The sequence below is a fragment of the Psychrobacillus glaciei genome, assembly GCF_008973485.1.
Lineage (GTDB): Bacteria > Bacillota > Bacilli > Bacillales_A > Planococcaceae > Psychrobacillus > Psychrobacillus glaciei.
Genome location: NZ_CP031223.1, coordinates 3,099,261 through 3,123,537 on the forward strand (window position 1 = coordinate 3,099,261; position 24,277 = coordinate 3,123,537).

23 protein-coding genes and 1 tRNA gene are annotated in these 24,277 nt (G+C 37.5%); 2 read left to right on the forward strand and 22 right to left on the reverse strand.

Translation table 11 applies throughout. The features are described from left to right. Nucleotides 1-67: 67 nt before the first annotated feature. From PB01_RS14560 to PB01_RS14570, 3 genes are all read right to left on the reverse strand, one after another. On the reverse strand, nucleotides 68-721 hold the full coding sequence (locus tag PB01_RS14560; RefSeq protein ID WP_151700866.1) for a response regulator transcription factor: 654 nt from the start codon (nucleotides 719-721) through the stop codon (nucleotides 68-70). A gap of 103 nt (nucleotides 722-824) precedes the next feature. Continuing rightward, on the reverse strand, nucleotides 825-1,670 hold the full coding sequence (locus PB01_RS14565) for a metallophosphoesterase (RefSeq protein ID WP_151700867.1): 846 nt from the start codon (nucleotides 1,668-1,670) through the stop codon (nucleotides 825-827). 213 nt (nucleotides 1,671-1,883) lie between these two features. Beyond that, a tRNA-Arg gene (locus tag PB01_RS14570) sits at nucleotides 1,884-1,955 on the reverse strand. 164 nt (nucleotides 1,956-2,119) lie between these two features. Between PB01_RS14570 and clpP the strand changes: the two genes are divergently transcribed. Continuing rightward, nucleotides 2,120-2,716 carry an ATP-dependent Clp endopeptidase proteolytic subunit ClpP gene (gene clpP / locus PB01_RS14575; RefSeq protein WP_151700868.1) on the forward strand — a complete coding sequence of 199 codons (597 nt, stop codon included), beginning with the start codon at nucleotides 2,120-2,122 and terminating at the stop codon, nucleotides 2,714-2,716. Between the two features lie 1,526 nt (nucleotides 2,717-4,242). Here clpP and PB01_RS14580 read toward each other — a convergent pair. From PB01_RS14580 to hprK, 18 genes are all read right to left on the reverse strand, one after another. Then, entirely contained in the window at nucleotides 4,243-4,500 is a 258-nt protein-coding gene (locus PB01_RS14580; protein WP_151702066.1) for an HPr family phosphocarrier protein, read from the reverse strand. 19 nt (nucleotides 4,501-4,519) lie between these two features. Then, the gene (gene whiA / locus PB01_RS14585; RefSeq protein WP_151700869.1) at nucleotides 4,520-5,461 is read right to left on the reverse strand and encodes a DNA-binding protein WhiA; all 942 of its coding nucleotides are present in this window, start codon (nucleotides 5,459-5,461) and stop codon (nucleotides 4,520-4,522) included. 57 nt (nucleotides 5,462-5,518) lie between these two features. Continuing rightward, entirely contained in the window at nucleotides 5,519-6,478 is a 960-nt protein-coding gene (locus PB01_RS14590) for a gluconeogenesis factor YvcK family protein (protein ID WP_151700870.1), read from the reverse strand. Between the two features lie 4 nt (nucleotides 6,479-6,482). Continuing rightward, nucleotides 6,483-7,367, reverse strand: a complete 885-nt coding sequence (rapZ, locus tag PB01_RS14595; protein WP_151700871.1) for an RNase adapter RapZ — start codon at nucleotides 7,365-7,367, stop codon at nucleotides 6,483-6,485. Then, nucleotides 7,345-7,842: an NUDIX domain-containing protein gene (locus PB01_RS14600; RefSeq protein WP_151700872.1), complete on the reverse strand. Its 498-nt coding sequence runs from the start codon at nucleotides 7,840-7,842 to the stop codon at nucleotides 7,345-7,347. Before PB01_RS14600 ends, rapZ begins: the two co-directional genes overlap by 23 nt. Nucleotides 7,843-8,578: 736 nt before the next feature. Further along, the gene (gene trxB / locus PB01_RS14605) at nucleotides 8,579-9,529 is read right to left on the reverse strand and encodes a thioredoxin-disulfide reductase (protein ID WP_151700873.1); all 951 of its coding nucleotides are present in this window, start codon (nucleotides 9,527-9,529) and stop codon (nucleotides 8,579-8,581) included. Between the two features lie 70 nt (nucleotides 9,530-9,599). Next, nucleotides 9,600-11,126, reverse strand: a complete 1,527-nt coding sequence (locus tag PB01_RS14610) for a tetratricopeptide repeat protein (RefSeq protein WP_225986047.1) — start codon at nucleotides 11,124-11,126, stop codon at nucleotides 9,600-9,602. 200 nt (nucleotides 11,127-11,326) lie between these two features. After that, nucleotides 11,327-11,950: a bifunctional phosphoribosyl-AMP cyclohydrolase/phosphoribosyl-ATP diphosphatase HisIE gene (gene hisIE / locus PB01_RS14615; RefSeq protein ID WP_151700875.1), complete on the reverse strand. Its 624-nt coding sequence runs from the start codon at nucleotides 11,948-11,950 to the stop codon at nucleotides 11,327-11,329. Between the two features lie 42 nt (nucleotides 11,951-11,992). Beyond that, a complete protein-coding gene (hisA, locus tag PB01_RS14620; protein WP_151700876.1) occupies nucleotides 11,993-12,745 on the reverse strand; it encodes a 1-(5-phosphoribosyl)-5-[(5-phosphoribosylamino)methylideneamino]imidazole-4-carboxamide isomerase in 753 nt (250 codons plus the stop codon). A gap of 14 nt (nucleotides 12,746-12,759) precedes the next feature. Beyond that, nucleotides 12,760-13,353, reverse strand: a complete 594-nt coding sequence (gene hisB, locus PB01_RS14625; RefSeq protein ID WP_151702067.1) for an imidazoleglycerol-phosphate dehydratase HisB — start codon at nucleotides 13,351-13,353, stop codon at nucleotides 12,760-12,762. A 682-nt stretch (nucleotides 13,354-14,035) separates the two neighbouring features. Beyond that, complete coding sequence (hisD, locus tag PB01_RS14630; protein ID WP_151700877.1) at nucleotides 14,036-15,325, reverse strand: histidinol dehydrogenase; 1,290 nt, start codon at nucleotides 15,323-15,325, stop codon at nucleotides 14,036-14,038. A gap of 8 nt (nucleotides 15,326-15,333) precedes the next feature. After that, nucleotides 15,334-15,963: an ATP phosphoribosyltransferase gene (hisG, locus tag PB01_RS14635; RefSeq protein WP_151700878.1), complete on the reverse strand. Its 630-nt coding sequence runs from the start codon at nucleotides 15,961-15,963 to the stop codon at nucleotides 15,334-15,336. Beyond that, entirely contained in the window at nucleotides 15,956-17,134 is a 1,179-nt protein-coding gene (locus tag PB01_RS14640; protein ID WP_151700879.1) for an ATP phosphoribosyltransferase regulatory subunit, read from the reverse strand. Before PB01_RS14640 ends, hisG begins: the two co-directional genes overlap by 8 nt. Before the next feature lie 1,362 nt (nucleotides 17,135-18,496). Continuing rightward, nucleotides 18,497-19,003: an acyltransferase gene (locus PB01_RS14645; RefSeq protein ID WP_151700880.1), complete on the reverse strand. Its 507-nt coding sequence runs from the start codon at nucleotides 19,001-19,003 to the stop codon at nucleotides 18,497-18,499. Beyond that, nucleotides 19,000-19,656, reverse strand: a complete 657-nt coding sequence (gene ppaX / locus PB01_RS14650) for a pyrophosphatase PpaX (protein WP_151700881.1) — start codon at nucleotides 19,654-19,656, stop codon at nucleotides 19,000-19,002. Before ppaX ends, PB01_RS14645 begins: the two co-directional genes overlap by 4 nt. After that, nucleotides 19,653-20,591: a nucleoside recognition domain-containing protein gene (locus PB01_RS14655; RefSeq protein ID WP_151700882.1), complete on the reverse strand. Its 939-nt coding sequence runs from the start codon at nucleotides 20,589-20,591 to the stop codon at nucleotides 19,653-19,655. The genes ppaX and PB01_RS14655 overlap by 4 nt, the downstream gene beginning before the upstream one ends. Before the next feature lie 17 nt (nucleotides 20,592-20,608). After that, nucleotides 20,609-21,418, reverse strand: a complete 810-nt coding sequence (lgt, locus tag PB01_RS14660) for a prolipoprotein diacylglyceryl transferase (RefSeq protein ID WP_151700883.1) — start codon at nucleotides 21,416-21,418, stop codon at nucleotides 20,609-20,611. A gap of 26 nt (nucleotides 21,419-21,444) precedes the next feature. After that, nucleotides 21,445-22,380 (reverse strand): HPr(Ser) kinase/phosphatase, encoded by a 936-nt coding sequence (hprK, locus tag PB01_RS14665; RefSeq protein ID WP_151700884.1) that lies wholly within the window; start codon nucleotides 22,378-22,380, stop codon nucleotides 21,445-21,447. Nucleotides 22,381-22,503: 123 nt separating this feature from the next. Here hprK and PB01_RS14670 point away from each other — a divergent pair, with 123 nt between their 5' ends. Continuing rightward, nucleotides 22,504-23,052, forward strand: a complete 549-nt coding sequence (locus PB01_RS14670) for an N-acetylmuramoyl-L-alanine amidase (RefSeq protein ID WP_151700885.1) — start codon at nucleotides 22,504-22,506, stop codon at nucleotides 23,050-23,052. Between the two features lie 31 nt (nucleotides 23,053-23,083). Here the strand turns inward: PB01_RS14670 and PB01_RS14675 are convergent, their stop codons facing one another. Further along, a complete protein-coding gene (locus PB01_RS14675; protein ID WP_151700886.1) occupies nucleotides 23,084-24,226 on the reverse strand; it encodes a DUF4097 family beta strand repeat-containing protein in 1,143 nt (380 codons plus the stop codon). Nucleotides 24,227-24,277 lie beyond the last annotated feature (51 nt).

Below are 24,277 nucleotides of genomic sequence, written 5' to 3' on the forward strand. Positions count from 1 at the left end.
ATTGATAAGAATTGAAAAGATAAAAATACAAATAATGATAGATGAAATCCCAACAGTGAATTTATTCCTAATTTTGATCGTCCATCACCTCCAGGCAGTACCCAATTCCTCTGTAGGTTTTTATAAAGTCATCCCCTATTTTCGTCCTTAACCTTCGGATATGTGTATCCACCGTTCGATAATCACCTTCATAATCTATCCCCCAAATTAAATCAACAAGTTTGTCCCTCGATAGAATAACACCTTTATTTTTAATGAAGGATAATAACAAATCGTATTCTATTTTTGTTAGTTGTAGTGGCTTCTTGCACTTATATACTTTTTTTTCATGCTCATTAATTCGAAGATCTCTCACTTCTATTTCTTCGCTTATGTTCAAAAGTTTTTTCACTCTTAAAATTAATATTCTCGGATCAAATGGCTTTTTAATATACTCATCTGCTCCACTATGTAATGCCTTTATTTCATCTTCATTTTGACCTTTCGCAGTAAGTATTAGAACCTTAGTACTGCTGTTTTCCTTAATATATTTACAGGCCTCTATTCCATCAATCTTTGGCATCATCCAATCTAAAATGGCCATGTCCAGCTTGTTTGACTCAAATATATTTAGTGCCTCCTGTCCATCTTTGGCCTCGAAAATATGGAAGCCTTCCTCTTTTAAATAAGCTGAGAGTATTTTAACCATTTGCTGTTCGTCATCTGCGATTAAAATATTCATTCCTATTCTCCTTCCAATTACTGCTTTTAGTACTTCCCCAAAAAATAAAAAATGCTTCACGAAAGTTAACCAAACTAATGATAAGACTTTTTATTTTCTGTAATCAAAGAGTTAAATCAAAAACCGATATCTCTGAAGGATCCCAAAACCGAATTGGAATTCTCGTAGTACCTATTCCGCTATTCACATAAAGATGATGATCATTCCCAAGCTTATACATCCCTTTAGTGTATTTCTTGGCTAGAGGGGGTGTCACTATTGGGCCCACAACTGGAAGAACTACCTGCCCTCCGTGACTATGCCCAGCAAGTGCCAGATCAAAATTTTCATGCCCTACTTCGTCCACAAGGTCTGGTTGGTGTAATAGAAGAAGAGTAGCACCTTGCTCATCAACACCCGAATATGCTTTTTGAACATTAGGGTTTCCAAGCATCGCATCATCCAACCCTATAACATTTAATACTTTTCCATTTCCAAGGTCTATTATGCTACTCTCGTTTCGAAGTACCTTAAAACCAGATTTCACCATAATATCCGCGTAAAATCGGTTCCCTCCTCCTCCGTGGTCATGATTTCCCCAAACAGCATAATTTCCATACGTGCTTTTCAGCTTTCCCAGAACATCGCTTATATTCAACCTACCCTCGAACTGAGATGGTACATCCATAAGATCTCCTGTAAAAGCTATTACGTCAGGTTTCAGTCTGTTAATTTTTATTACCAACTTTTCTAGCTGCTTTAGTGAAAAATTCGGACCTAGATGTACATCGGAAAATTGCACTACTCTTATGGAATTCTCTCCTCCAGTTGTGAGCTCGAGTTGATACTCCCTAGTAATAAGACGTTTTGGTTCTATTTTAAATGAATAAGTAACTATTCCCACTGCTAGCATGCTTCCTATAATCGCGCATTTTATTATTCTAAGAATTATTTTTTTTGTTTTTTTCATTTTTATCACTACCAATCATCTGTATAATTAATAACCGCTATCTAACGGTTTATACTAATCCACTTTTGTGACGCGAATGTTACAACATAATTGGGATGGTTTATTGGAAGAAAATGTGGGGCAATAATACTATTAATAATGTAGAAAAGCACTCCAAACATTGATATTACAATGTTTGGAGTGCTTTCAGGAAAAGTTATTATATTTTAGTAATGCCCTCGGCGAGGATCGAACTCACATTACAAGCTTCGGAGGCTTGTGTGTTATCCATTACACTACAAGGGCAAGCGACTTATCTATTATACAAATAGAACGGGCAAAATTCAACCTTTCATTTTGAAGCTTAAAATTTGACCTTCCTTGACCATAATGTGTATGATAAAGTTACAACTGAGAGAATATTTCTCAGTAATCAACTTACAATACCACTTTTGAAGGAGGCAATCAGGATGAATTTAATTCCTACAGTTATTGAACAAACAAATCGTGGGGAACGCGCATATGACATTTACTCACGATTACTAAAAGACCGTATTATCATGCTTGGAAGTGCTATTGATGACAACGTTTCAAACTCCATCGTTGCCCAATTATTATTTTTAGAAGCAGAAGATCCAGAAAAAGATATCTCCATCTATATTAATAGCCCAGGCGGAAGCATCACTTCTGGAATGGCAATCTACGATACAATGCAGTTCATCAAACCAGATGTACAAACGATCTGTATCGGTATGGCTGCTTCTATGGGTGCATTCTTACTAACAGCTGGAGCAAAAGGAAAACGTTATGCGCTTCCTAACGCAGAAGTTATGATTCACCAACCACTTGGTGGAGCACAAGGGCAAGCAACAGAAATCGAAATTGCGGCTAAACGTATCTTACACTTACGCGATAAATTAAATGGCATTATGGCGGAACGTACTGGCCAACCTCTAGAAGTCGTTTCAAGAGATACAGACCGTGATAACTTCATGACTGCAGAACGTGCAAAAGAATACGGTTTAATCGACCATATCATTAGCCGTAGCGAAATGAAAAAAGCTTAATAAAAATCGTACCCAAGGAAATTTTTAATTTCCTTGGGTATTTTTTTGGCGTAGGATAGCTATTTTCTGACCTAGAAAATGGCTACCCAATCCTACATAGCGTTAATAAACCCATAAACTGCTGCTATGAACCTAGTGAGTCGCTATCCGCCCCTACCGAGCATGTATAAACCCACAAAGTGGAGCTATGTCCCCATAAACAGCGGCTATAGACTCCTTAACACATGCTTCGAACCTAGTGTGCCGCTATCTGCCCCTACTGAGCATGTATAAACCCATAAAGTGGCGCTATGTCCCCATAAACAGCGGCTATATACTCCTTAACAGCTGCTTCGAACCTAGTGTGTCGCTATCTGCCCCTACCGAGCGCGTATAAACCCATAAAGTGGAGCTATGTTCCCATAAACAGCGGCTATATACTCCTTAACACGTGCTTCGAACCTAGCGAGCCGCTATCTGCCCCTACCGAGCATGTATATACCCATAAAGTGGCGCTATCTCCCCATAAACAAAGGCTATAAACTCCTTAACGGTTGCTTCGAACCTAGTGGGCCGCTATCTGCCCCTACCGAGCATGTATATCCCCATAAAGTGGAGCTATGTCCCCATAAACAGCGGCTATATACTCCTTAACGGCTGCTTCGAACCTAGTGAGCCGCTATCTGCCCCTACTAAGCGCGTATAAGCACATAAAGTGGAGCTATGTCCCCATAAACAGCGGCTATAAACACCTTAACAAGTGCTTCGAACCTTGTGTGTCGCTATCTGCCCCTACCGAGCATGTATATACCCATAAAGTGGAGCTATGTCCCCATAAACAAAGGCTATAAACTCCTTAACACGTGCTTCGAACCTAGTGAGTCGCTATCTGCCCCTACTGAGCGCGTATAAGCACCTTAAGTAGCGCTATCTCCCCATAAACAGCGCCTATAAACTCCTTAACCGCTGCTTCGAACCTAGTGAGTCGCTATCTGCCCCTACTGAGCGCGTATAAGCACCTTAAGTAGCGCTATATCCCCATAAACAGCGCCTATAAACTCCTTAATACGTGCTTCGAACCTAGTGTATCGCTATCTGCCCCTAACCGAGCATGTATAAACACATAAAGTGGCGCTATGTCCCCGTAAACGGCGGCTATATACTCCTTAACAGCTGCTTCGAACCTAGTGAGCCGCTATCTGCCCCTACCGAGCATGTATAAACCCATAAAGTGGAGCTATGTCCCCATAAACGGAAGCTATATACTCCTTAACGGCTGCTTCGAACCTAGTGTGTCGCTATCTGCCCCTACTGAGCATGTATAAACCCATAAAGTGGAGCTATGTCCCCATAAACGGCGGCTATAAACACCTAGATAGTGGCTTCGAATTTAGAAAGTCGCTATCTGCCCCTACATTGCCTGTATGAACCCATAAAGTAGTGCTATATCCCCATAAACAGCAGCTATAAGCCCCTTAACTATGGCTTCAAACTTACAAAAAAAAAAAAACGCCTTTTCGTCTGTAATGACGAGTGAGGCGTTTTTTCTATTCTTCATTTGTAATAAATTTCGCTAGCGCTTCTACTGCTTCTTCTTCATCCGAACCTTCTGCACTTAAGTTTACAGTTATCCCTTTACTTATCGCTAAGCTCATAATTCCCATAATACTTTTGGCATTTACTTTCTTGTCATCTTTTTCGACATATACATCTGCTATATAACGATTTGCCTCTTGAACAAATAATGCTGCTTGTCTCGCTTGTAATCCTGCTGGTAATTTTACTTCGACATGTTTTTCTGTCATCATTCTACGCTCCATTTCACTAAATTGTTTCGCCTCTACGAAGTGCATCTGCAATTTCATCTATTTTTCGTAAACGATGATTAATACCTGATTTACTAACGTTCCCAGTCGAAACCATTTCACCTAATTCTTTCAATGTAACATCTTGATATTCAACACGCAACCTTGCAATTTCTCGTAATTTTTCTGGCAATTGATCTAGACCAACCGAATTTTCGATAAATCGTATATTTTCTACTTGTCTAATAGCCGCACTAATCGTTTTATTTAGATTCGCCGTTTCACAATTAACGAGACGATTTACACTGTTCCGCATATCTCGTATTATCCGAACATCCTCGAATTTCAATAATGCATAATGTGCACCAGCAATGCTTAGGAAGTCCGAAATCTTTTCTGCTTCCTTCAAATACGCGACAAAGCCTTTTTTACGTTCAATTGTTTTTGCATTTAACTCGAATTCATTCATCAAGTCTACTAATGCATCACTATGTGTTTTATATAATGAGTAAACTTCCAAATGATAGGAAGACGTCTCCGGATTATTAACAGAGCCTCCTGCCAAGAATGCTCCTCTTAAATAAGCACGCTTACAGCAATTCTTTTTCACGAGTTCTTTGGAAATCGAATATTCAAATTGAAAGCCCTCATTTAATATTTTCAAATCCTCTAATAAGCTCTTTGCCCCTTCTCGGACACGACAAATATAGACATTATTTTTTTTCAATCTCATTTTTTTTCGGACAAGCAACTCTACTTGATATGGATATAAAGATTTTATCAATGTATATAGTCTTCTTGCGATTGCAGCATTCTCTGTTTGGACATCTAAACTAAGCATTTTATTGCTAAATGACAAAGAACCATTCATCCGAATAAGTGCGGAAAGTTCTGCTTTAGCACAACATGGTTTTGACTCTTCTTGCGTCATTTCTTTTTTTGTTTCAGAAGCAAACGACATATCCGTTTCCCCCTTTCTTGCTAGAGACTGCTATCGATCAGTTTCAAAGTGCTCTTATTAACCTGCATACTCTACTAGCCATTTTGCTACTTTTATGGAATCATGGCGAACTGCACCGTCATAAACCACCGAAATATCTTTCTTTATGATTTCTATGTTTAATGTTTCTAAAACTTCAACATCTATTTTGACAGGCGATGCTTTTTCTTGTTTGTATAAATATTGTACATTTTCTGGGATCTCTTCCTTGCTAATTAAAACTGTATCGATGAAATTTTCACCTATATGATTTATAAGTGCTTGAACATGATCAGACGCAGTATAATTACTCGTTTCCCCAGCTTGGGTCATTAAATTACAAATATATACTTTCTTTGCTTTTGAGCTGATTATCGCTTTTTTTATATCTAATACTAATAAGTTTGGAAGAATGCTTGTATAAAGACTCCCAGGTCCAATTGCTATTATATCTGCTTCTGCAATGGTTTTAAGTGTTTCTGGTAACGGTTTCACATCTTCAGGAGTAATAAACACTTTCTTTATTTTCTGCCCATACTTTGGAATTTTTGATTCCCCAGTTATTATTGTATTATCCTCATATTGCGCATGAAGTGTCACTATCTGATTTGCAGCCGGAAGTACTTTTCCGTGCACTTTTAATACTTGGCTCATTTCCCTGATTGCATTGGCAAAATCACCCGTAATAGAAGTTAAAGCAGTAAGCATTAAATTTCCTAATGAATGACCTTCTAATTCAGTAGAATTGGAAAAACGATACTGGAACATTTCCTCCACTAAGGGCTCGACATCTGAAAGAGCTGCTAAAACATTTCGAACATCACCAGGTGGGGGAATATCATATTCATCTCGTAATCGCCCAGAACTTCCACCATCATCTGCTACAGTAACAATTGCTGTAATATCGAGTGGAAAATTCTTCAAACCACGAAGTAAGGTAGATAATCCTGTACCTCCACCAATTATAACTATTTTTTTCTGGTGTTTAGTACGATTCATTACTTCAATCCTTTCTTATTGTAACATCTCTATGCGTAATAATCGTCTTATCTTCTGCTTTTAATTGTTTTCCAAAGAATTCAGCAAGTGTTACGGAGCGATGTTGCCCACCAGTACATCCAAATGCAATGACAAGCTGAGTTTTACCTTCCCGTTTATATTGAGGAATCATAAATAAAAACAAATCTGTTAACTTGTCAATTAACGTTTTTGTGTCCACCCATTTTAGAACATAACTAGAAACTTCCTCATCTAGTCCCGATTTCAATCGTAATTCCTCTATATAGTAAGGATTTGGTAGAAAACGAACATCAAATACTAAATCCGCATCTATCGGAATACCATGTTTAAAACCAAATGACATGACATTAACCGTAAATACTTTACTACCTTTAGCTGAAAATTCATCTTGTATTTTTTCCCTTAATTCACGTGGTTTCATTTTAGATGTATTATATATGAATTGTGCTCTTCCTTTTAAATCAGACAGTAATTCTCTCTCTTTTTTAATACCATCTAAAGGAAGTCCAGAGTTTGCTAAGGGGTGAGACCTCCTAGTTTCCTTATATCGTCTCACTAATACTTCATCTTCTGCATCCAAAAACAAAACTTTTGGCGTAACAGATGTTGCTTCTTGTAGATTATTAACCGAATCAGCTAATGAATGAAACATTTCTCCTCCTCGCAAATCCATTACTGCTGCAATATTGCGAGGCTGTTTATTGGAATCTATCATTAAAGTGATAAATGTCCCTAAAAGTTCCGGCGGCAAATTATCGATACAATAATAACCAAGGTCTTCGAAACTTTGAATTGCTACTGTCTTTCCCGCCCCTGACATTCCAGTGATAATCACCACTTCAGTTTCAAGCTTTTGCTGACTTTCCATTGTCTACTTCTCCCTCCACGGACTGTTGAATCGTTTCTTTTATTAACGTAAAGTCGGGTGTGTATACAAATGTTCCATATTGTATTCCTTGCTCTCGAACCGCAAATAGCAGATTCGTTCGATCACCTTCAGCCATAGGCAGTACGTATAAGTCTTCTACTGCATGCCATTCTAAAATGCCTTCTGTCGTTTCCTCAAAAGGGGTTCCTTCTATATTTGTTGCAACAAATGTAAATAGCATCCATTCGTCTATTTGAATACCATTTTCTTCAATGACCATCGTATAAATTCCCTTTAAATGAGGATTAATTGGAATCGTATTTGTCTCTTCTGTAAACTCTCGAATTGCAGAGTTCAGTATAGACTCCCCCACTTCCATTTTACCTCCTGGAGCAACATACCAGTTTCTTCTAGGCTTTTTCAATAAAAGAACTTGCCCATCTTTGTATATGAGTAAATTTGCGATTCGCTGCACGAATTATCACTCCAAAACTATCTTTACTTATTACTATATATTATACATGAAAACCCTTAGAAATGCGCAAGCGTCCTCTAAGTACATCTTGTCTTTACCGATTCCAGAGTGCTTTGGACGAAATATCTGCTCCTGCGGTTACTCGTCGCAAATAACATTAGCTATACTATTAAGGAGGGAATTTTTGTGGCGAGTATTTGTCCGTCACCCTCTTGAAATATGTAGAGACAAGGTACATAAGGTTTGGATAATGAGAGAATAAATCTTCTCCTATTCTTTTAAAAGCGGACGAAGAGTCAGTTTTGTCCGCTCAGCGCTTCTTTATCAATAAATACTATCTATTTTTATCAGGTTCCACCAACTTGCATAACGTAACCCTTAATTCATATAAACTTTATATCTTAAAAGAAATGAAAAAAATCCTACTACAGATGGTAAATGGATAGAAATCAACAACCAGATAGGTGAATTCAATCTAAGATAAACATTACACATATTGGAAATCCCAAAAAAATAGGGCTTAGAATCATCTTGAATACTGAATTCCTAGTGTACCAAATTTATATAGTAGTATAGTTTACACTTTCTCTTAATACTCAAAAAGAGGCTGCTTCATCGATTAAAATCGAGAAACAGCCTGTCCAAATATTTCTTATATAAAAAGGGGTATTTATAATCCTTAATATACACCTTATTTATTTCAATAAGGTTACAATCGGATTAAAATAACATTAAATTATACGTTTGCAATATTTTTATCTTTTAAATTTTCAATATAATGCTGTGCAGCTTGAGCGGCAATACTACCGTCACCTGTTGCAGTAACAATTTGACGAAGCATTTTTTCTCGTACGTCTCCAGCACCGAAAATTCCAGGTACTGCTGTTTCCATTTTTTCATTCGTCACGATATATCCATTTTCGTTTAAGATGCCTAAGTTCACGAATGGTTTTGTTAAAGGTAACATTCCTACGTATACAAAAACTCCGTCCGTTTCAAACTCACTTTCCGAACCATCTACTGTAGAAACTAATGTCACTCCAGCTACTTTTCCGTCTTTGCCATTAATTTCTTTTAATGTTGTGTTCCAAATAAAGTCGATTTTTTCATTGGAAAATGCACGTTCTTGTAAAATCTTTTGAGCACGTAGCGCATCGCGACGGTGAACAATCGTTACTTTATCTGCAAACTTCGTTAAAAATGCGCCTTCTTCAACGGCAGAATCTCCTCCACCGACAACAACAAGTCTTTTCCCTTTAAAAAATGCGCCATCACAAACTGCACAATAACTTACACCGCGTCCTCCAAGTTCTGTTTCCCCTGGAATCCCCATCTTTTTATACTCAGCACCGGATGAAATAATTACAGCTAATGCTTTATATTCTTTTCCACTAACTTTTACCGTTTTATATTGTTCGCCATCCACGATTTCCGCAACATCACCGTATGCATACTCGGCACCAAATTTTTTTGCATGATCGAACATTTTAGTAGAGAGCTCAGGTCCTAAAATGGTTTCAAAACCTGGATAGTTTTCCACTTCTTCCGTATTCGCCATTTGTCCACCAGGAATACCACGTTCTATCATAAGCGTTGAAAGATTCCCACGAGATGTATATACAGCAGCAGTCATCCCCGCAGGTCCAGCTCCAATTATAATTACATCATAAATTTTTTCTTCAGTCATTGCTAATTCCCCCTACAATTCTACTCACACTCAATCTATAGGATTTTTATGCCCGCTTCAACTATTTTGCTTATGCATTAAACAGCGGCAAAAACTGAATTAGTTCATTGACATATTTGGTTAAGGTATTTGTAGTAATTCCATATTGATCCGCATAATACTTTTTCGTCACATTCTTAGTACGAGATGATTCAAACATATATTCTGTTGCAGCAGCTAACGCTTTTGGGTTTTTAAAGTCATATCCCTTTTCAAGTGCACGTTCTATCAACATAAACCACATTTGAAACAGGTAAGTAGCAGATTGTGCAAGCGGTTTATATTTTTCATAAAGCAAATCTGTTGCTGCGATTGCTCGTAAAAAAGCTTTCTCCGCCACTGAGTTTTCATCAAATGAATGTCCTAATGACTGTGCTAAAAACAATTTTTCCATCGTGCCTAACTCGTCTACAACAATCCACTTGGGATGAGAAATTATTTCTGACCGATGTTTTGATTTTCCTAACAAATAAAATCCAAAGATACGTTCACTTACATGTTCGTTTTGAAGCTTCTCCAAAATGAATTCCTTTTGATGTTCCGTACCTTGATCATTTATTTCCTTAATTTGAGGTAGCCATGGCTCGAATCCTGCTTTTTCTGGGTCCAGTTTCAGCAATGCCTTCCAAGCATTTCGAGCAATTTCCTCATGTCCTGCAAAGTATGCGGAATGAGCTAACCAGAAATAAAATCCTGGATCTCCTTCAAAGCCTTTTCGCTGTAAACTTCTCAACCATTTAAAAGCTTCTTCATATTTTCCAATTAAGGCAAAAGTTGCGCCCATTTTATATCGATGCTCGATAAAATACGGATTGATCTTCGATAAGAAATCAGTAATTTCTTCTAATTCTTCTGTGTTTTTTTCATAATAATGAATTACAGCTAAATTACAAAGGGCATGAATATTCCCTCTGTTTTCGCTTAAGACTTTATGAAGTAACGCTTTTGCTTGTTCCTCTTCTCCAACATAGAAATAGGCAAGTGCCAAGTTATTGTATGCAGCCCAAAAGTCTGGGTTATCAATAATCAATGATTCTAGCAATTCTACTGCTTCCTGAAATTTTCCTTGTTCCATTAAGCGTCTAGATTTTTCTTGAAGAAAAAGAGCTTCGCTAGATGGACTGTCCATTTCCATGGATTCTAAATCTTCTTGCTCTGTGAAATCTACAATTTCCATTGCTTCTTCTGTATATTCCCCGCGAATATCCATTTCCACATACATTTTTGCAAATCGATTGGCGTCCATAAAATTTCCTAAATGCGCATTCACTTCTGCAAGGAAAAACACGATTTCTGACTCATTTGGGTCAATATCATGTGCATTTCTTAGAAGCTCATGTGCCCAATCAAAGTTATCTAATTCCATTTGTAAAATGGCATATTGCATTAATATTAATGGATCATCTGGACTCAAATCTGCTGCTCTTTTTAAATATTTATGTGCTTTTTCATATTGTTCTTTTTGAAGCTCATCTAATGCTTTTTTATAGTAGTATTCGCCTGTAGGCAAAAATGAAATAATATTTTCTTTTAAAACCTTTTTATTTTTTTTATTCAAGATAATCCTCCGAAAAATAATAAGGGACGTATCACATACGCCTCGGCATATGTGCGCCCAGATTTTTATCGAGCTTCCTCGATAAATTCCTTTAAAAATCTGTGGCATCCGCCGGAGGCATTAATCTCATTCAGCCTAAGTGCTGAATGAAGTAATAACGTCCCTTATCAGTATATTCTTCAGTATATCATAAACAATTATTATTTATGTGTTTTACTCTCATGTCTTTTTTGTAATACTTGTAAAAGGTCATAGAAGCTCACTTTTTGATTTTGTAAGAGCACTAACAAGTGGTAAATTAGATCCGCTGCTTCCCACTTCAATTCCTCTGCATCATTATTTTTAGACGCTATAATCACTTCAGCAGACTCTTCCCCAACCTTTTTACAAATTTTATCTACACCTTTTTCAAATAAGTAAGTGGTGTATGCCCCTTCTGGCATTTCTTTTTCTCTTTCTTCAATGATATTAATTAAGGAAGTGATTGTATTGTAACCAACTGTATCATCGAACTTCTCAACTGTTTTATGAAAGCAAGTTTCTTCGCCTGTGTGACAAGCTACTCCATTTGGCAATACTTCCACCACTAGCGCATCAGAATCACAATCTTCTCGAATCGAAATGACTTGCTGCGTATGCCCGGAAGTTTCCCCTTTATGCCATAATTCTTGTCTACTTCTACTGAAAAACCAAGTTTCCTTGGTCTCAACTGTTTTTGTATATGCTTCTTTATTCATATAAGCAAGTGTTAATACCTCTCTCGTAATTGCATGTTGAACTATAACAGGTATAAGTCCTTTTTCATCAAATTGTAAATTTGTCATTTTAGCTCTTCTCCTTCTTTTACCAGCCGAATACATCCCAGTCTATTTATCTTCACATTCCGTTACTTTCTGCAATGCTTCAGTCAAAGAAAATCGATTGTTGTATAATGCCATTCCTGTTATCACACCACGAACTGTTGTATCTTTTGCTAGCTTCACAACTTCTCCGATATCTTCTAGTGAGCTAATCCCTCCGGATATGATAATCGATAGACCAGTTGCTTCTGCAAGCTCTTTATTGGCCGCTAAATTTGGCCCTTGAAGCGTACCATCCGTCGCAATGTCAGTAAAAATGACATGTATAGCACCTTTAGATGCAAAATACTGTCCTACTTCAACGGCTGATTGTGTCGATGTTTCTAGCCAACCATGTGTAGCCACCATTCCATCTTTCGCATCAAGTCCAATAACAATTCTTTCTCCACCAAACTCCTCGATTAAATCGGCAACTGTTTCTGGTTGTGATATTGCAAGGCTGCCAAGAATGACACGATCCACACCATTTTCTAAATAAAAACGAACATCCTCTTTCGTACGAATTCCACCACCAATTTGGACATGTACAGGAAGTTCTTTTGCAATCCGAATGACTTCATTTGCATGAATTTTCTCCCCGTCTTTTGCACCATCTAAATCTACTAGATGAATCCAAGTTGCCCCTTCATCCGCAAACTTTTTAGCCATTTCAAATGGAGAATCCCCGTAAATCGTTTCTTGCGCATAATCCCCTTGATAAAGACGGACACATTTTCCGCCTTTCATGTCAATCGCTGGGTATATTTGAATAGACGTCATCTTTTTTTGCTCCCTTATGTAAGTAATCCTTTGGTTGAAGGTACGCCTTTCACACGTTCGTCTATTGTAATGGCATCATCAATTGCACGTGCTAATGCTTTAAAAATAGCTTCAATTATATGATGAGTATTCATGCCATAATGGACAATGACATGCACATTCATTCGAGCTTCCAGTGCAAATTTCCATAAGAACTCATGTACAAGTTCTGTATCAAAATTTCCTACTTTTTGTGTCGGAAACTGAGCACGGAATTCTAAATGCGGACGATTTGAAATATCAATCACTACTTGCGCTAATGCATCATCCATTGGTACAAATGCATTTCCATATCGTTTAATGCTTTTTTTATCGCCTAATGCTTCTTTCACAGCTTGACCTAGTACGATTCCGATATCCTCCGTAGTATGATGATCATCGATATGTGTATCGCCATTTGCTTTTATTGTTGCATTGAATAACCCATGTTTCGTAAATAAATCGAGCATATGATCCATAAAAGGAACGCCCGTATTAATTACCGCATTTCCTTCACCATCTAGATCTATTTCAACAAATACTTTAGTTTCATTTGTCATTCTTTCCATTTTAGCTGTTCTTTTATTAATCAATTGAATTCCTCCAAGTCTGTTGATTATCCATCTTCTTCTATTTAATGAGACGAGATACTGGCTTACATTTTTATGTTTCAGTTGGCTTTTTAGATATAGTGCGCCTTAACACAAGAAATGCTAAGCCTTCGCACTTGCCGCACCTTGCATGAGCCAACTCGTGCTTCGCCCGAGTGGGTCTCATGACTTCGGCTCATGCGGCCCGGCGCGCTACGGCATAAGGATCTGGCTATTTTATATTGTGAAAGGCTATTCCAAATAATAAAAAGTATTTCCCTTATTACTAAGGCCACCACAGTACAGTTGCATAATGTTGCTATTATCCATTCAAACCATAATCGTTTCTAATAATTCGATACCAATCACTAGATAGTCTGTCACATTAAACGAATCATGGATTTTAACCTATAGAAAATGCAACTTAATACTAGATTAAATGCAGCATTTTTGGTTAAGTAGCAAGCTCTATTAGATTGTAGCGAAAGGCGGCGACTCCAGCGGGATGAGTGAGACAGATGAGCGAACGCGTAGCGTCGGTGAAGGCTCATCGCTCACCCGGCGGAAAGCGTCCGCCATGCATCGGAAATCCCAGCGATCACTAAGACGCACTTTATCTACAGTAAGACCGAAAACTAATGGTACATCAACCTAAATGTATTAGATGGAAAAAATATGATAATCAACAGTCATGGAATTCTTCCTTACTCCAACTTCTTGATTCGACTGAACGTGCATGTCCTTCTAATTGTTCTAATCTTGCTAACCGAGCTATTTTCGGATAATGTTTTTGCCACATTTCTTCTGAGTAATAAACAACGCTTGTTTTCTTGATGAAATCATCCACGCTTAATCCACTTGAAAATCTAGCCGTACTATTGGTAGGAAGTACATGATTTGTCCCAACAAAATAATCACCCACTGGTTCACTGCTAAATCTTCCGATAAAGATTGCCCCGGCATGCCTAATTTGTTCACTGATTATTTCTGGTTGCTCCGTTATAATTTCTAAATGCTCTGGTGCTAGCTCATTAACTGCATCAACTGCTTTTGCTAATGATTCCGCAATATAAATACATCCGAAGTTTTCAATTGATGCTCTCGCAATATCTTCTCGAGGAAGTTGTTTTAATTGTCTCTCCACTTCTAATTGGACTTCTCTTGCAAGCTTTTCGCTCGTTGTAATTAAGACAGAACTTGCAAATCGATCATGCTCTGCTTGCGCTAATAAATCAGATGCCACTTCATCCGCAAAAGCTGTATCATCCGCTATTATCGCGATTTCACTTGGTCCTGCAATCATATCAATGGCTACTCTTCCGAATACTTCTCTTTTAGCAAGTGCTACGTAGCTATTCCCTGGACCTGTAATTTTATCTACAGATTTGATTGTTTCTGTCCCATAGGCAAGAGCAGCAATCGCTTGAGCTCCTCCCACTTTATAAATTTCTGTTATTCCGGCAATGCGGGCAGCTACAAGTACCGAAGCTGGAAGCTTTCCTTCTTTTGATGGCGGTGACACAATGACTACTCGTTTGACTCCGGCAACTACTGCTGGAATGGCATTCATTAATACAGAAGAAGGATAAGCAGCAGTTCCTCCAGGGACATACAATCCTACAGCATCTAATGGAGTAATTTTATATTTTATATAAGAACTTTCATCTAATTGAAAATCGATATTTGGACGTACTTGCTGCGTGTGAAATGCACGAATATTAGCTGCGGCTTCCTCTAAATCTTGAACCAATTGTGGGTCAAAATCAGCAAATGCTGCTTCAACCTCTTCTTTCGTCACTTGCAGGTTAGTAAGCTTTGCCCCGTCCCATTTCTCCGTATAGTCAAAAAGAGCTTTGTCCCCATTTTGACGCACATGATCAATGACTTCACGCACAGTTTTTACATGATTCACATTTGCTTGTTCCACTGAGCGTTGTAATGACATTGCATTAGAAAGCTTTGCTATTTTCATCGGATTCCCTACCTTTTGTTCAATTCATTTTTTAATTGCGCAACGAACTCTTTTATTCGTTCCTGTTTCACCCGATAGCTTACAGGATTGACGATTAACCTTGAAGAGATGTCTACGATTTTTTCATATTGAACAAGTCCATTCTCTTTTAACGTTCTACCAGAAGATACGATATCGACGATTCGATCTGCTAATCCAATCATTGGTGCTAACTCGATAGAACCATTAAGCTCAATAATTTCCACTTGCTCTCCTTTTTCCTTATAGAAGGTCGTAGCTATAGTCGGATATTTTGTTGCAACTCTTGGTGCTATATCATTCATCTTCGTATTTGGAAGGCCTGCTGTAGCGATATAGCAATTACTAATACGTAAATCCAATAATTCATGGACATCTCGTTGCTGCTCTAACAACACATCTTTCCCTGCAATTCCTATGTCAGCAACGCCATGTTCTACATAAACAGGTACGTCCATTGGTTTTGCTAAAATAAATTGAATCCGCTCATTAGGAGCTTCCACGATCAACTTTCTTGAATCATTTATTTCTTTAGGTAAATCGAATCCAGCTTGTACAAATAATGTATATGCTTCTTCGAAAATGCGCCCTTTCGGCATTGCAATTGTTAACTCATTCACAAAAAGAACCACCTTCTGGGACGATTATTACTTCATCAAAACTTTTTATATATGCATCCAAATCAGTTACACCCGTTATATACTGAAGCGTTACTCGTTCTGCTTTTTTTCTTCTTTCTTCTGCAAGGTTGTTTGCCTTGGAATAATAACCTTCTTCAAATAAAAGCAGCGTATGCTTTTCCTTTATTTTATTTCTAGGTAATACTTCTAAAAGTCTGTCTACCCTTATTCCAAATCCAGTAGCCCCAACTTTTTCATTAAATTGCTTAAATAATTCATCATATCTTCCCCCGTTTCCAATCGGGAAGCCGCTTCCTACCGCGTGAATTTCAAATAACATACCTGTGTAATAACTCATATGACTCGCTAGTGTAAAATCAAAAGATACAATAGAAGAATCGCTTAATTGTATGTCTAATAAACTTTCCAATTGTTTTACTTGATCTATTAAATACTGCTGTTCATCTGTAAAAAATTCGCTATACTCTTCTAGTCTTTTAGATTCCACAGTACTATCAATCCATTTTGTCAGTGTCTCTTTTTTCGTATCTTGCAACTGCATCTCTTCCAGCATTTGTTCAAATCCAACAAAGTTTTTCTCTACCAAAAGTTGTCGCAAAGAATCTACTTGTTCTTTTGTATTAGTATTATTCGTTAAAATGGCTGATAGCATTCCGGCATGTCCAATCGTAATTCGAAAGTTTTCCACTCCTAGTGCTTTTACGAGTTCCACCGCTGTATGAATAATTTCACTATCCCCATAAGCACTAAAATCACCAATCAATTCAAGCCCTAGTTGCTCAAATTCTGCTGGTCTTCCACCTTCTCGCTGTTGTGCACGAAAAACGTTTGCGTAATAAGCAAGACGTAATGGATTTTTTTCTTTTAAAAGTTTGGATGCAGCAATTCTCGCTATCGGAGTCGTCATATCTGGACGTAGGACGAGCATTTCCCCTTGATTGTCTACTAGTTTAAATAATGATGACTCATCTATGGCAGAAGCTTTTCCAATCGTTTCAAAGTACTCAACAGATGGAGTTTTTATAAAGTCATATCCTTTGTTCCGAATAAAATCTCTCGCTGTCGAACGAATATATTCCTTCTGCTCATTTACTTCCGGAAAAGAATCTCTCATTCCTAAAGGTTTCTCAAACATTCGAATCTTAGCCATTCTATTCACTCCTAATTTCACTTTAATACACTAGAGTGCTAGTACAATAAATTATTTTAAATATTATACTATTTCCTTCAATTCGTCAACAATCCCTATTTATTTTATGAGATAATACAGTCCTATTCGTAACCTTAAAGTAACCAATACTACATGTAGAGTTACCAATTTAATCGAAATAGAAACTAAATGAATAAATAAGAAAAATGCAATGACCCTTTAGCGCACTTGTCTTTACCAATTTCCGAGTGCTTTGGACGAAACATTGGCTACACGAATTTTAAAGAGGATCTGGAAGTGACTGCGTCACTTCCAGATCCTCTCTTTTCGGTAATCTTGTAGCGGATGTTTGTCCGTCTCCCTTTTGAAATATGTATAGTCACGGTGCATTAAGTGTAGTTAATGAGAGAATAAATCATTTCCTATTCTTTTAAAAGCGGACGAAGATGCAATTTCGTCCGCTCAGCGCTTCTATATTAATGGATACTATCTATTCTTTCAGGTTCCATAGGATTACTAGTATTATTAGTTTAAATGCCGAACTAAAAAGATAAAAATTGTCATAGAGCGACTAATTGTAAGGTGAAAGCTACAGATTCTACACTGAAAGCAACAAAATCCTTGACGAAAGCAACCAATTTTATCGTGAAAGCAACCATTTCTCTTTGTAAAGAGTTAACTTTATGTGAGATGGCACAAATCAGCGTTAGACAATCCTGTGCAATTAAAAACACAATGAACACGGTATTTCTTGTACTTAATCATTAAGAAATACGCAAGCGTCCTTTAAGTGCATCTTGTCTTTACTATTTCCAGAGTGCTTTGGACGAGACATCGCTACACTATTAACGAGGGAATTTTTGTGGATGGTGTTTGTCCGTCGCCCTCTTGGAATATGTAGAGACAAGGTGCGTAAGGTTTGTTTAATGAGAGATTAGATGCTTTCCTATTCTTTTAAAAGCGGACGAAGATGCAATTTCGTCCGCTCAGCACTTCTTTATTCATGGATGCTATCTATTTTTTCAGCTTCCACTTGCCCTATTAATAAAAAACGGAGAATACTGGATCGTTATTTCTTCCAAGTATATTGTCTTTCTTAATTGCACTGTTGATTGTAGTGAAAGGTGGCGACTCCAGCCGGAGGCCAACAGGATGTTGGTCACGAAGGCGTTGTCACACGATGTGGCGCTCTTAGCCTTCGTTCCTCATCGCTCACCCCGCGGAACGCGTCCACCTGAAACGGAAATCCGCGATATTATTTAATTCTTTCAGGTACTATGAACACTTCGCAGGACGATAATCCATATACTTTCTTATCTTTTAAAAAAAGCCATCTTCCTTTAGAAAGATAGCTTTTTTGTATTATTTAGTTCGCTCTAACATTTCTTCTTTCGTATAGATCACCCGCATGGGGTTTCCACCGACAAAGCAACCTTCAGGAACATCACGGTGTATGAGCGTTGCTGCAGAAACTATGGCATCATTACCGATTGTTACTCCGGGAAGAATAGTAGTATTGGCACCGATTAACACTCGATCTCCTATAATTACATCTCCAATTCGATACTCGTCAATTAAATACTCATGTGCCAATATCGTCGTATTATAACCAATTATCGAGTTGTTACCGACTTTAATACGCTCTGGGAACATTACATCTACCATTACCATTAACGCAAAAGATGTCTCTTCTCCAATTTTCATTTTCAAAAATACTCGGTAGAAAAAGTTCTTCCAACTTAAAAATGGTGAGTATCTCGCTGCTTGTATGAATATAAAATTCTTTATTACTTTCCAAAAAGGAACTGTATCATATACATGCCAAAGGGAATTTGCCCCACTAACAGGATACCTCTCTGTTTTTCTCATACCGGTTGACCTTTTGCTATAGTAATCACTTCACTTATATGATGAATCATATAGGTCGGAAGGAAGGTAGCTAGAAACGCTTCCCCTTTCATGGACCATGCGACAGCAGCAGTATCTACTCCAGCCCGTTGACCGCCAACAATATCATGTAAATTGTCACCAATCATTAATGCATGCTCTTTTTCGACACCAAGTCTTGTTAATGCTAACTCAATTGGCTCTGGATCTGGCTTAGCATTTTTTACATCATCCAAGCCCACAATTGTGTCGAAAAGATTTCCGCATTCCATTAGCTGAATGCCTCTATCAATCATATCTCTTCTTTTTGTCGAAACGACCGCTAATTTGTACCCTTGCTCTTTTAGTTTGTATAAAGTATCTACAACCCCATCGAAAGGAACCACCATTTGATCATGCATGTTCATATTCCAAGTGCGATATGCCTCTATTAATGAACCTGTTAGAGCAGGATCAACTGTATTGAATGACTCTACTAAAGTAGGTCCTAAAAAGGGCAGTACGCTTTCTCTGTCATATTTCCCAGGAAATCCTTCTCCCAAAACATGTAAAAAGGTTTCGATAATTAATTCATTTGTATTTAATAGTGTCCCATCTAAATCAAACAATATAGCAGTATAAGGTTCTCTTTTCATGAAGTAACCACGTCCTCTTGTTTTGTCTGATGTGCCTTATTCCAAATAAAGGCGACAATAATCGTCAAAATAAATGCAGTTAATATCCTGATTAAAAATAATGGCAAAATAGGTATTCCTAATGGAATAAAGATTAGTGTATCTTCTATTACTGCATGACATGCAACTAAGAAGATAAAAGCGATCGTTGCATCTTTTTTACTTACTCCATCTTCTCTAACAGCTTGTATCATTACACCAGCCCCAATAGCTAACCCTGTGATAAGTCCTGCAACTAACGTTAAGGATGCATTTGGCTTCAATCCAATTATTTTAGTAAAAGGACCAATCGCTTTTGAAAATTTTTGCAAATAATTCTTTTCTTTTAAATATTGAATGATAACCATTAAAGGGATAACTATAACAGCCAAGTGTAAAACACCAAAAGTTGCTTTTTGTAAGCCAAGGTACACAATCTCTCCCCATCCATTTGGTATATGCTGAGTCGCCGTTGCTACTCCATATTTAGCCATTTCTCCCCCACCATGCCAAACTAAATTAATAATAATGGCAGAAAGAATAGCTAAGCCAAATCGTACGACCAACACTATCCAAAGTTTAACCCCCACACGAAGAGCAACTCCTGTTTCGATAAAAATATTATGAGAAAAAGAAAGCATTGTCGCTAATATAAATACTTCTTTTACCGTAAGATCCATGGAAAGTATTCCTGCAATTGCCGCATATAAATTCAGTCCATTTCCTAGAACTAACGGAATTGCTGCTTCCCCACGCAGACCTATTAACTCCATAAAAGGAGTTATGAACTGAATGATCCAAGGCAGAACAGGTGTATATTGTAAAATGACAACAATTAACGTTATAGGAAATATGATTTTACTTAACGCCCACGTCGTTTTTAAACCAGCAAACAATCCCCTTTTTATAATGCCCAAAGCTTGCCCTACTTTCTTTACTTATCTAGATAACGCACTGCAGGTTTGATCGTTAATCTTCTATATATAAATAGAATAATTGAAATTGCAATCGCAAGTAACGAAACTACTTGAGCGGTTCTTAATTCCCCTACTAAATACAGGCTATCTGTACGCATTCCTTCTATAAAGAATCGCCCTACAGAGTACCATGTTAAATAGAACAAGAACATCTCGCCTCTAAGTAAGTTTACTTTACGAAGTAAAATTAATATAATGACTCCAATAATATTCCATACTGATTCATATAAAAATGTTGGATGATAATATATTCCTTCAATATGCATTTGCTCGATAATCCAATTCGGTAGCTTCAAGTTTTCTAAAAAAGTTCTAGTCACTTCTCCACCATGTGCCTCTTGGTTCATGAAGTTCCCCCAACGCCCCACTGCTTGGCCAATTAACAAACTAGGCGCCATTATATCCATTAGTTTCCAAAAAGAAGTACCTCTTTTTCGGGTAAAGAAATAAGCCGTTAAGAAAGATGCAATTAATGCACCATGTATTGCAATTCCACCATGCCATATTTGAATAATCTTTTCTGGATTCTGGCTATAGAAATCCCATTTAAATATAACGTAATATATTCTTGCACCTATAATTGCTAAAGGCACTCCCCAAATAAGTAAATCTGTTAAATATTCTTGATGGAACCCTCGCTTTACCATTTCCCGTTGTGCCACTGTAAAAGCTAATATAATGCCACATGCAATAATTATTCCATACCATCTAACTTCTATTGGTCCAAGCGAAAAAGCCACTGGATTAATTGCTTGTAATAAATTCATATGTAAAACTCCCTTCTACCATATCATTAATATTCATTTTCTCCATTTTGGCTTATCACATCGTCTAAACGCTTTGCAAAGTCCTCTGCAGCATTCATACCCATTCGCTTTAACCGATGATTCATTGCTGCTACTTCAATAATTACAGACAAGTTTCTCCCTGGCCGTACTGGGATTGTAAGTTTTGTGATAGCTGCATCTATTATCTCCATTTTTTCTTCTTCCAGCCCAAGCCGATCATATGTTTTCTCTGCATCCCATAATTCTAATTCAATTACTAGTGTGATCCGCTTATAACTACGAATTGCACTAGCTCCAAATAAAGTCATGATATCGATAATACCTAACCCACGAATTTCAAGAAGATGCTCAATTAACTTTGGAGCACTTCCGACAAGTGTGTCTTCACCTTCTTGTCTAATCTCTACACAGTCATCTGCTACTAAACGATGACCCCTTTTTACTAGCTCTAGTGCGGTTTCACTTTTCCCAACACCACTTTTCCCAGTGATTAATACACCTACCCCGTATATATCCACCAATACTCCGTGAACAGCTGTTGTTGGAGCTAATCGACTTTCTAAAAAATTGGTAAGCTTACTTGAGAATCTTGTAGTTGGCATATTAGTCGTTAATACGGGAACTGAATTTTTATTGGAAGCGACAATTAATTCTTCTGGAACTTCCATTCCGTGCGAAATAATAATGACTGGTGTATCTGGTGCGCATAATTTTCTCATTCGTTCTTCTTTTTCTTTTGGTTTTAATAGCTGAAAAAAGGAAACTTCTGTTTTCCCTAAAAGTTGAATGCGATTGGATGGGTAATGCATGAAGTAACCTGCCATTTCAATCCCTGGTCGAGAAATATCACTCATTGCAATATGCCGACCAACTCCTTCTTCCCCACTTACTAATGTAAGTTTGAACATTTCTTTAACGTCCTTTGTCGTCACATGAGGCATACAAAAGGGCTCCTTTCGTGCTACTGTTTTCACATAGTTCTTATTTTAGCATGATTATTCCATTTAATAGTATCCATTTATCTTTTCTCTTTCTATTTATTAAGAGAAAGGAGTGAGTTGTTGATGAAAATTATGCTCGATGCGGGTCATGGTCCAGAAACACCGGGAAAACGAACACCCGATGGGAAAATGAGAGAATTTGAATTTAATCAAGCAGTTGTACAACTAATGAAAGAGGAACTACAGCAATCTGGAGTAATCGTCATTCTAAGCCATCTAGGAACTTCAGATGTGCCGCTTAACGAAAGGACTGCATTAGCAAATAAACTAGGAGTAGATGCATTCATTTCCATTCATGCAAATGCGTTTGGTTCTTCATTTAATGATGTAAGTGGAATTGAAACTTTTACGTATACAAAGCCTTCCAACTATTCTAAAATTCTTGCACAAAATATTCAAGACTCCTTGTATTCGACTACAAAACGTAACAATCGTGGAGTGAAACAAGGCAATTTCGCCGTGCTCCGCGATACAAAAATGCCTGCCGTTTTAGTAGAATGTGGCTTTATGACAAACAAAGCAGAAGCAGCATTACTACAATCTGCTCCTTATAGAAGTCTTTGTTCTAAAGCCATAGCACACGCTATCCTAAATTGGAAACAGAAAAGCTGACAGAAGCATACGCCTCTGTCAGCTTTTCTGATTACTCATCATCTACAGTATATCGAACAAGGACAGTTCCAGTTTTTGCATTTCCATATACCTTCAAAGTCTCTGATTCAGATTCTACTATTTTCGTGAATCTAACTTTTTTATTCAATAATTGTTCTGATTGATTAAGTTGTGTTACATCTGCTAGCTGCACATCTATTTTTCCTAATTGAGAAGTAGCTTCTCCTTTTAACGAAACATCTTTCCGTACATATAATTCGACAGTTCCTGCTACTGCAGTTCCTTCTATTTTACGGGCTTCCTTATCTTTCGTCGTTAGAATAACATGTCCGCTGACAGACGAACCTTCTACTTCCTTCAACTTTCCATCTACATAAATGCGTCCATTAATCGTTTCCACTTCAATGGAATCACCTATCACTTGTTGAACTTGAACCGATCCATTTACCGTCTCAATATCCGCTCTTCCAAATTTTAATTCTTCCAATTTCACTTTTCCGTTAGTCGTTTTCACTTTAAATGAATTTGCTTCGATGTGTTTCGCCCTAAAATCACCATTAAATAAACGGGCCGATATATCATTATAAGCTTGTTTTGGGACATATAATGCCACTTGAACAGATGTTGTTTTCATATCACTATATAGTCGTAATTTATTTCCATCTGTTTTAAAAAGAAAATCCGAGTGGAAACGATTTTTCGCCTCTTCTTCTGACGTGTTTTTATAAGATTTAACCGTCACATCTGCATGTGTATCAGACTCTTCCGTTGGGAAAATCTCCACTTTACCATTTGCAATATCAATCGATATATCCTGATATTGCCCCTGCCCTGCTACTAACTTTTCTTGGAAAATCACTGGTTCACCAAAAGGCATTTCAAAATCAAATTCTTTTATTTTATCTACGGTTCCTTGCAAGAACTGCATAAAACGTTCTCCTACTACCGTAAAATCTCTTTTCAAATCTTCTATAAAATCAGAGCTTTGTTGCTTGTGATGCGAATGTGGATCAGCTTGATCCGTTGATGTGTATTCCTGTTTTTGTTCTTGGTTTACAGGCTGAGCTACAGGTGCTGTTTGCTTGCCAAGTGCTTCCAATAAAACTAATGCTTCTTGTGCAGTAATTGTGCCATTTTCAACCATATCTAAAATACGTTTACGTTCTTCTTGCATAGCGAAAGGCCTCCTCATAAGTTAAAAGTCTGATTAACTTCTTACTCTACT